At 68.5% G+C, this 8035-nt stretch carries 7 protein-coding genes; 3 read left to right on the top strand and 4 right to left on the bottom strand.

Going from position 1 to position 8035, the window contains the following annotated elements:
• Positions 1-171: 171 nt before the first annotated feature.
• The 3 genes from E1J50_RS03405 to E1J50_RS03395 form a co-directional block, all read right to left on the bottom strand.
• The gene (locus tag E1J50_RS03405) at positions 172-384 is read right to left on the bottom strand and encodes a hypothetical protein (RefSeq protein ID WP_132250407.1); all 213 of its coding nucleotides are present in this window, start codon (positions 382-384) and stop codon (positions 172-174) included.
• Positions 385-537: 153 nt separating this feature from the next.
• Positions 538-1755, bottom strand: a complete 1218-nt coding sequence (locus E1J50_RS03400; protein WP_132250425.1) for an LL-diaminopimelate aminotransferase — start codon at positions 1753-1755, stop codon at positions 538-540.
• 114 nt (positions 1756-1869) lie between these two features.
• Positions 1870-2223, bottom strand: coding sequence for a hypothetical protein (locus E1J50_RS03395; RefSeq protein WP_132250405.1), 354 nt, complete (start codon positions 2221-2223; stop codon positions 1870-1872).
• A 177-nt stretch (positions 2224-2400) separates the two neighbouring features.
• Between E1J50_RS03395 and E1J50_RS03390 the strand changes: the two genes are divergently transcribed.
• Positions 2401-4167, top strand: a complete 1767-nt coding sequence (locus E1J50_RS03390; protein ID WP_132250423.1) for a PHA/PHB synthase family protein — start codon at positions 2401-2403, stop codon at positions 4165-4167.
• Positions 4168-4297: 130 nt separating this feature from the next.
• Here E1J50_RS03390 and E1J50_RS03385 read toward each other — a convergent pair whose 3' ends face one another.
• Positions 4298-5650: an OmpP1/FadL family transporter gene (locus tag E1J50_RS03385; protein ID WP_132250403.1), complete on the bottom strand. Its 1353-nt coding sequence runs from the start codon at positions 5648-5650 to the stop codon at positions 4298-4300.
• A gap of 396 nt (positions 5651-6046) precedes the next feature.
• Here E1J50_RS03385 and E1J50_RS03380 point away from each other — a divergent pair, with 396 nt between their 5' ends.
• Positions 6047-6931 carry a fumarylacetoacetate hydrolase family protein gene (locus E1J50_RS03380; RefSeq protein ID WP_132250401.1) on the top strand — a complete coding sequence of 295 codons (885 nt, stop codon included), beginning with the start codon at positions 6047-6049 and terminating at the stop codon, positions 6929-6931.
• A gap of 86 nt (positions 6932-7017) precedes the next feature.
• The gene (gene bioB / locus E1J50_RS03375; RefSeq protein ID WP_132250399.1) at positions 7018-8028 is read left to right on the top strand and encodes a biotin synthase BioB; all 1011 of its coding nucleotides are present in this window, start codon (positions 7018-7020) and stop codon (positions 8026-8028) included.
• The last annotated feature ends 7 nt before the right edge of the window (positions 8029-8035 follow it).

The raw sequence follows: 8035 nt of genomic DNA, 5'->3' as shown, positions 1-8035 counted from the left end.
GAGGGGCGGCGAGCGGCAGGCCGAGAAGGCAGGCGGCGAAGAGGGGGCGGATGATCGTCACGCGTGGTCTCCGTGCACGGGGCCGGTCGTCCCGCTTGATGGCCGGTGAGATGGGCTTTCCGGCCGCTCCGTCCGGTGCGGCGAGCGCCCCGACGGCTCGGTCCCAGCGCCTCAGCCCTTCGAGCGGAGGACCACCTGCGGCTCCCGGGCGACGGGGTCGCACTGGGTCTGGAAGGCGTTGAGGACGAGGGCTCGCGAATCGCAGACGTAGCCGACCTCGGGTCCCGGCGCGGGAACCGGGTCGCGGGCGATGATCGGGTTGGGCGCGCAGGCGCCGGCGGCGCCCGTGAGCAGGAGGGCGGCGAGCAGGTTCAGGCGGCGCATGCAACCCTCGGGACGCAGGTGGCGAAACAATCGCTCTGAGCCTTGCGGACGGGACCGGCGCCTGACAAGCGCCGATGACCGTACGGCCCCGCTTTGCCGCCGCCTGTCGCCCCGCCGCAACATGATCGAGCGGCGTTCCGATGCCCGATCCGTTCAGACGGCCTTGGCCATCGGCAACACGTTGTGGAGCGTGCGGTCCGACGTCTCCAGGAAGCGCCGGATGTTGCGCGCGGCCTGACGGATGCGCTGCTCGTTCTCCACGAGGGCGATGCGGACGTACTCGTCTCCGTGCTCGCCGAAGCCGATCCCCGGCGCCACCGCCGTATCGGCCTTCTCGACGAGGAGCTTCGAGAATTCGAGGCTGCCGAGTTCCTTGAACCGGTCGGGGATCGGCACCCAGGCGAACATCGAGGCCGAGGGCGCAGGGACCTTCCAGCCGGCCTTGGCGAAGGACTCGATCATGACGTCGCGCCGCTTCTTGTAGATCGCGCGCATCTCCGCGATGCAGGAATCCGGGCCGTTGATCGCGGCCGTCGCTGCCACCTGGATCGGCGTGAAGGCGCCGTAATCGAGGTAGGATTTCACGCGTGTCAGTGCGGCGAGCAGGCGCTCGTTGCCCACCGCGAAGCCCATCCGCCAGCCCGCCATCGAGTAGGTCTTCGAGAGGGAGGTGAACTCGACCGTGCAGTCGATCGCGCCGGGCCCCTGCAGGACCGAGGGCGGCGGCTCGCCGTCGAAATAGACCTCCGCGTAGGCGAGGTCCGACAGGATGATGATCTCGTGCCGCTTCGCGAAGGCGACGAGGTCCCGGTAGAAATCGAGGGAGGCGACGTAGGCCGTCGGGTTCGACGGGTAGCAGACGACGAGGGCCACCGGCTTCGGGATCGAGTGCTGCATCGCCTTCTCGACGGCCGGGAAGAAGGCCGGCGTCGGCTCGGCCGGCACGGAGCGGATCACGCCGCCCGCCATCAGGAAGCCGAAGGCGTGGATCGGGTAGCTCGGGTTCGGCACCAGCACCACGTCGCCCGGCGCCGTGATGGCTTGCGCCATGTTGGCGAAGCCCTCCTTCGAGCCGAGCGTCGCGACGACCTGCGTGTCGGGGTTGAGGCTCACGCCGAACCGGCGCTGGTAATAGGCCGCCTGCGCCCTCCGGAGGCCGGCGATTCCCTTCGAGGCGGAGTAGCGATCGGTCCGCGGGCGTCCGGCGGTCTCGACGAGCTTGGCGATGACGTGGCGCGGGGCATCCAGGTCGGGATTGCCCATGCCGAGATCGACGATGTCGGCGCCGTTGGCGCGCGCGGCGGCCTTGATCCGGTTCACCTGCTCGAAGACGTAGGGCGGCAGTCTCTTGATGCGGTGGAAGTCGGTCATGATCTTCGCGTTGTCCATCGGCGCGGGTCCCGTGTGATTCGCGCGTGCAGCGTCATCGAACAGCGGGATCGGCCTGTCTAGCACCTCGGGGTGCGTCCGCCGACCCGAAAATTGTCACTCGGGGCCGGCCCCCTGGCTCGCCCCCATGCCCGCCCCCTTGCCCGCACCTTTGGCGGCGCCCTCCGCGGCGCGCCCGCGGGCCTCGTTGCGGTTGCGGGCGCCTTCGAGCTCGGCCTCCAGGGCCTTCTGGCTCTCGGCCGATTTCGCCCGCACCGGCCGCCGCGGCGCCGAGACGCCCACGGGCAGGTAATCCCCACCCGTGCGGGACTGGGCGACGAAGTCGGGCGTTGTCACCGGCTTGGGCTCGGATCCCGCCAGACGCAGCGGGCTCGTGTCGGCCGAGCAGGCCGCCGTCAGCGCCGTCCCGGCGACGGCGAGGGCGCGCAGGACGTGTCGGGCTGAGTCCATGGGCTTTCTGTAGCGGTAAACAGATCCGGCGGGCTGGCGAAACTTTGAGGTGAAGCGTTAATTTGTCGGAAACGAGGCCCCCGGAACAGTCGCGGCGGGCGAGCGTGTCGCGGGACCCGGAACCCCGCGGCGACAGGGAGAGACAAGCGCGTGACGGAGCACAAGACGCCGGCGCAGATGCCCGATTTCGAGGCTCTGTCGCGCAATGCGAGCCTGTTCGTCGAGGAGTTCGGCCGGACCGCCGCCACCTATTTCAAGCCCCTCGACGGCGATGGCGCGAAGGCGGGCGGGTCCGACGAGGTCGGCGACGTCGTCAAGACGCTCGGCACGGTGGCCGAGAAGTGGCTCTCCGACCCGCAGAAGACGCTGGAGGCGCAGACGGCGCTGAGCGAAGCCTTCGTCAATCTCTGGGGCTCGACGTGGTTTCGGATGCAGGGCGAGAACCCGCCGCCCGTCGCCGTGCCCGAGCCGAAGGACAACCGCTTCGCCCACGCAGAATGGTCCACGAACCCGGTCTTCGACTTCCTCAAGCAGAGCTACCTCATCACCTCGCGCTGGGCGGAGGGCCTCGTCGAGCGGGCGGAGGGGATCGACGAACACACCCGCCACAAGGCGCAGTTCTACCTGCGGCAGATTACCGGGGCGCTCTCGCCCTCGAATTTCGTGATGACGAACCCGGAGCTGATCCGGCACACCCTGGAGGAGAACGGCGCCAATCTCGTGCGCGGGCTGAAGATGCTCGCGGAGGATATCGAGGCGGGCAAGGGCGAATTGCGGGTGCGCCAGACCGACCCGTCGGGCTTCGAGGTCGGCGTCAACGTCGCCGTCACCCCGGGCGAGGTCGTGTTCCGCAACGACCTGATGGAACTGATCCAGTACGCACCGCAGACCGAGACGGTGCTCAAGCGCCCGTTCCTGATCGTCCCGCCCTGGATCAACAAGTTCTACATCCTCGATCTGAACCCTCAGAAGAGCCTGATCAACTGGATGGTCTCGCAGGGCTTGACGGTGTTCTGCATCTCCTGGGTGAATCCGGACGAGCGCCACGCCGACAAGGATTTCGAGAGCTACATGCGGGAGGGCATCGAGGCGGCGATCGACGCGATCGGTGCGGCCACCGGCGAGACCGAGGTCGCCGCGGCGGGATACTGCGTCGGCGGCACGCTGCTCGCCGTGACGCTCGCCATGCAGGCGGCGACCGGCAACCGGCGCATCAAGAGCGCGACGCTCCTGACCACCCAGGTCGACTTCACGCATGCGGGCGACCTGAAAGTGTTCGCCGACGAGCCGCAGATCCAGGGCATCGAGGCGCACATGAAGCAGCGCGGCTATCTCGACGGCTCGCGCATGGCCAACGCCTTCAACATGTTGAGGCCGAACGACCTGATCTGGTCCTACATCGTCAACAATTACGTGAAGGGCAAGGCGCCGATGGCCTTCGACCTTCTCTACTGGAACGCCGACGCCACCCGGATGCCGGCGGCCAACCACTCCTTCTATCTGCGCAACTGCTACCTCGAGAACAACCTCTCCAAGGGGAAGATGGTGCTCGGCAACGTGCGCCTCGACTTGAAGAAGGTGAAGGTGCCGGTCTTCAACCTCGCGACCCGCGAGGACCACCTCGCGCCCGCCCGCTCGGTCTTCGAGGGCTCGGCCCGGTTCGGCGGCAAGGTCGATTACGTGCTGGCGGGCTCCGGCCATATTGCGGGCGTCGTGAATCCGCCTGCGAAGCCGAAATACGGCTTCTGGACCGGTGGCCCCGCCAAGGGGCGCCTGGAGGACTGGATCGAGGCGGCGACCGAGACCAAGGGGTCCTGGTGGCCCTACTGGTTCGCGTGGCTGGAGAAGCAGGCGCCCGAACGCGTGCCGGCCCGCAAGCCCGGCAGCGGCGCCCTCCCCTCACTCGGGCCGGCGCCCGGCACCTACGTCCGCATGAAGGCGTGACGGACGGCAGAACTCTGCCTTGCCGGGCGAGCCTCGGCGGACATTGCCGGTGCCGCAGGGCGCTCTCTAAGCCGCATCGCCTCGCCCGTTCAGGCGAGGCGATGCGTGTTGCACGTCGATCCCGGCGTTCTCAGTACTTGCGCACCAGGGGCGTGGCCGCGATTGGCGCGGCCGGCTCGCCGAAGACGTAGCGGAAGCCCACCGACACGATGTCGGCGCTGCCGTCGGCGACACCCGCGAAGGTGATCGGGATCGCGGGCGCGGCGATGTAGCGGCTGTCGTAGTCCCGGCCCGGTCCAGCGAGCAGGCGGCCGCGATCGACGAACAGGTGCGAGTAGGCCGCGTTGAGCGTCAGCTTCTCGCTCCAGCGATAGCTCGCGCCGATGGCCACGTTCACGCGGTCGGCGTCGGGCAGACGGGCCGAGCGGTTCGAGAAATCGATGGGGGATTCCTCGTAGGACACGCCGGCGCGCAGGGTCAGGGCCGGCGACCAGTCGTACTCGGCGCCGACCGAGTAGGTGAAGCCGTCCTTGTAGTTCAGCGGCAGGGCCTGAACGGCCGCGCCCGTGACGAGCGAGCGCACGGGGACCACGCCGAGCCTCGACCAATTGTCCCACTCGAAGCCGAAATTCACACGCGCGACCGGGCTCAGCGCCTGCGTGATGCCGAAGCTGACCTTGTCGGGGGTGTCGAGGATCGCCTTGACGGCGGTTCTCGGCGCAATGAGCGGGTTGATCGGCGGCAGGAGCAGCAGGCCCTCGATGCCGTGATTGACCGATGAGCGGTAGCCGACGCCGACCTGCGTGCCGGCCCAGGGCGTGACGAGCACGCCTGCCGTGAAGCCGACGCCCCAGGACTCGCCCTTCAGGATGGCGGTCGGCAGGTTGGCGGGCGGAATCAGCGGGCTGAACGGAAATGCCGACTTCAAGTTGAGCTTGAAGTATTCGAAGGTCGGGCCGGCGGCGACCGAAAGCCACTCGTTGACCTTGTAACCGATCACCGGGTTGATGTTCAGCGAGAAGATGCGGCTCGACCGGGCATAGACCTCTCCGGCCCAGACCGGATTCGGCTTGGTGACGAGGCCGAACGGCGCGCCGGTCTGCAGGCCGACCCAGAGCCGGTCGTTCAGCTGGTAGGAGGTCGCACCGGAGGGCACGACCGCGCCCTGCCCGATGTCGCCCGAATCGCCGAGCGCCGCGAAGCCCGGCGTCGTGCCCGGCTGCGTGCGGATGTCGCCCGACAGGTTGATGAAGGTGAAGTTCTGCTCGCTGACCCAGCCCGGCCGCATCGTCACCGTGGCGGGGTTCCAGAACATCGACGAGACGCCGCCGGCGCCGGAGGCGGCACCGGCATCCGCCAGGCCCGCCGCGATCGTGCTCTGTTCCCGGATGCCGAAGGCACCCGCCATCGCGTCTCCCGCTCCGAGGGCGAGCACCGCCCCCGATACACCAGCCAGCGCGAGCGCGCGCAGATTCCCCATCATGGTCGTCCCAGCCTTGTTTGCGGCGCTCGATTGTCCCGTCCCCAGAACGGGCACGACGCCTTAAAACGAAGATTGCCCTGCGCGGCGAGACTTCGCAATCCCGCGTTGTGTGCGGTTACGAACGCAACTATACTATACGAATACACGGACAGTGCGAAAAAATTGCTAATCGATAGTGAGGATTCGCGCAATGGCGAGATTCGTTCACATCTAAACCTTCTGCATGATTATGCAGGTCGCGGTCGCTGAAACGCCGGGTTCTGCGTTTTTGTGCAGGGCATGTGTGGTTTGCGCAACATCCCGAAACCTGGCCCCCACAGACCTCGCTTGACCGGCCCGATGCGGGAACCACTTGGCTCCGCCAGGAGTCACGATCGGGTTCGGAGGGCGTGTGCGATGAAGCTGGTGCGTCATGGTGAGATCGGTGACGAGAAGCCTGGCCTGATCGACCGGGACGGGGAGCTTCGCGACCTCTCGGGCGTGCTCCGAGACCTGTGCGGGGCGGCCCTGGCGCCCGCAGCGCTCGACCGGCTGCGCCTGATCGACCCGGAGACGCTGCCGCTGCTGCCCCCGGAGACGCGGCTCGGCCCCTGTGTCGGTGGCACCCGCAACTTCATCGCGATCGGCCTCAACTACGCGGACCATGCGGAGGAAACCGGGGCTCCGATCCCGGCCGAGCCCATCGTCTTCAACAAGGCGCCGTCCTGCCTGTCCGGACCGAACGACCCCGTGATCCTGCCGAAGGGCTCCGCGAAGACCGACTGGGAGGTGGAACTCGCCATCGTGATCGGGACTCGGGCCTCCTACGTCCACGCCAACGAGGCGCTGAACTACGTGGCCGGGATCTGCGTCTGCAACGATCTCTCGGAGCGCGAGTACCAGTTCGATCGCGGCGGCACCTGGACCAAGGGCAAGGGGTGCCCGACCTTCGGGCCCCTCGGCCCCTGGCTCGTTACCCTCGACGAGGTGCCGGACCTCAAGAACCTGAATCTCTGGCTCGACGTGAACGGCGAGCGGATGCAGACGGGCTCGACGGGGACGATGATCTTCGACGTGCCGCAGATCGTCGCCTACCTCTCGCATTTCATGATGCTGGAGCCCGGCGACGTCATCACCACGGGCACGCCGCCCGGCGTCGGGCTCGGGCGCAAGCCGCCCCGCTACCTCCAGAGCGGTGACGTGGTGACGCTCGGCATCGACGGTCTCGGCGAGCAGCGCCAGGAGGTCGTCGCCTTCGACGACTGGACGGCCAAGGTCGCGGCTGGCGAACCGACGAACTGAGGGGAGTTGGCGCGGCGCGTGCCCGTGCGGTGAGGGATGCGGCCGGGGCGGCTTGATTTTCCGGCCGAGTTCCGCTCGATGGGGCCATGACGCTGTCTCCGGCCCCCCTGCCCGCTTCCCCGAACCCCGCGATCCGGCACGACTGGACGGTCGCCGAGATCCAGGCGATCCATGACCTGCCGCTGCTCGATCTCGTCTTCCGGGCGGCCGAGGTGCACCGGACCCACAACGACCCGGCCGACATCCAGCGGGCGAGCCTGCTCTCGATCAAGACGGGCGGCTGCCCCGAGGATTGCGCCTATTGTCCGCAATCGGCCCACCACAAGGGCGCTGGGCTGGCGCGCGAGCGGCTGATGCCGGTGGACGCCGTGCTGAAGGAGGCGGCCGCCGCCAAGGCTGCCGGCGCCCACCGCTTCTGCATGGGTGCCGCGTGGCGCCAGCCGAAGGACGGGCCGGAATTCGATGCCGTGCTCGCCATGGTGCGGGGCGTGCGCGGCCTCGGCATGGAGGCTTGCGTGACGCTGGGCATGCTGACGCCGAGCCAGGCGCAGCGCCTCGCCGAGGCGGGGCTGACCTCCTACAACCACAACCTCGATACCGGGCCGGACTTCTACGGCGACATCATCTCGACGCGGACCTACGAGGACCGCCTGCGGACTCTGGAGAACGTGCGCGAGGCCGGCATCGGCGTCTGCTGCGGGGGCATCGTCGGCATGGGCGAGGGCGTGAAGGACCGCGCCGCCATGCTGCAGGTCCTGGCCAACCATGCGCCCCATCCGGAGAGCGTGCCGATCAACGCTCTCGTCGCCGTCGAGGGCACGCCCCTGGAGGGGCAGGCGCCGGTCGATCCGCTCGACCTCGTGCGCATGTGTGCCACCGCCCGCATCGTGATGCCCCGCGCCCGGGTGCGCCTGAGCGCCGGCCGCCGCGGGCTCACCCGGGAGGCGCAGATCCTGTGCTTCCTCGCCGGTGCGAACTCGATCTTCTACGGCGAGCGCCTCTTGACGACCGCGAACAACGAGACGGATTCCGACGCCGAACTCCTGCGCGACATCGGCGTGCCCGTGCCCGGGATCACCCTCGCCGCGGCCGAGTGAGCGGGCC

The sequence above is a fragment of the Methylobacterium segetis genome (assembly GCF_004348265.1).
In the GTDB taxonomy this organism is placed as follows: Bacteria; Pseudomonadota; Alphaproteobacteria; order Rhizobiales; family Beijerinckiaceae; genus Methylobacterium; species Methylobacterium segetis.
The sequence above is the reverse complement of the archived record's forward strand: the minus strand, read 5'-3'. Positions and strand labels throughout refer to the sequence as shown.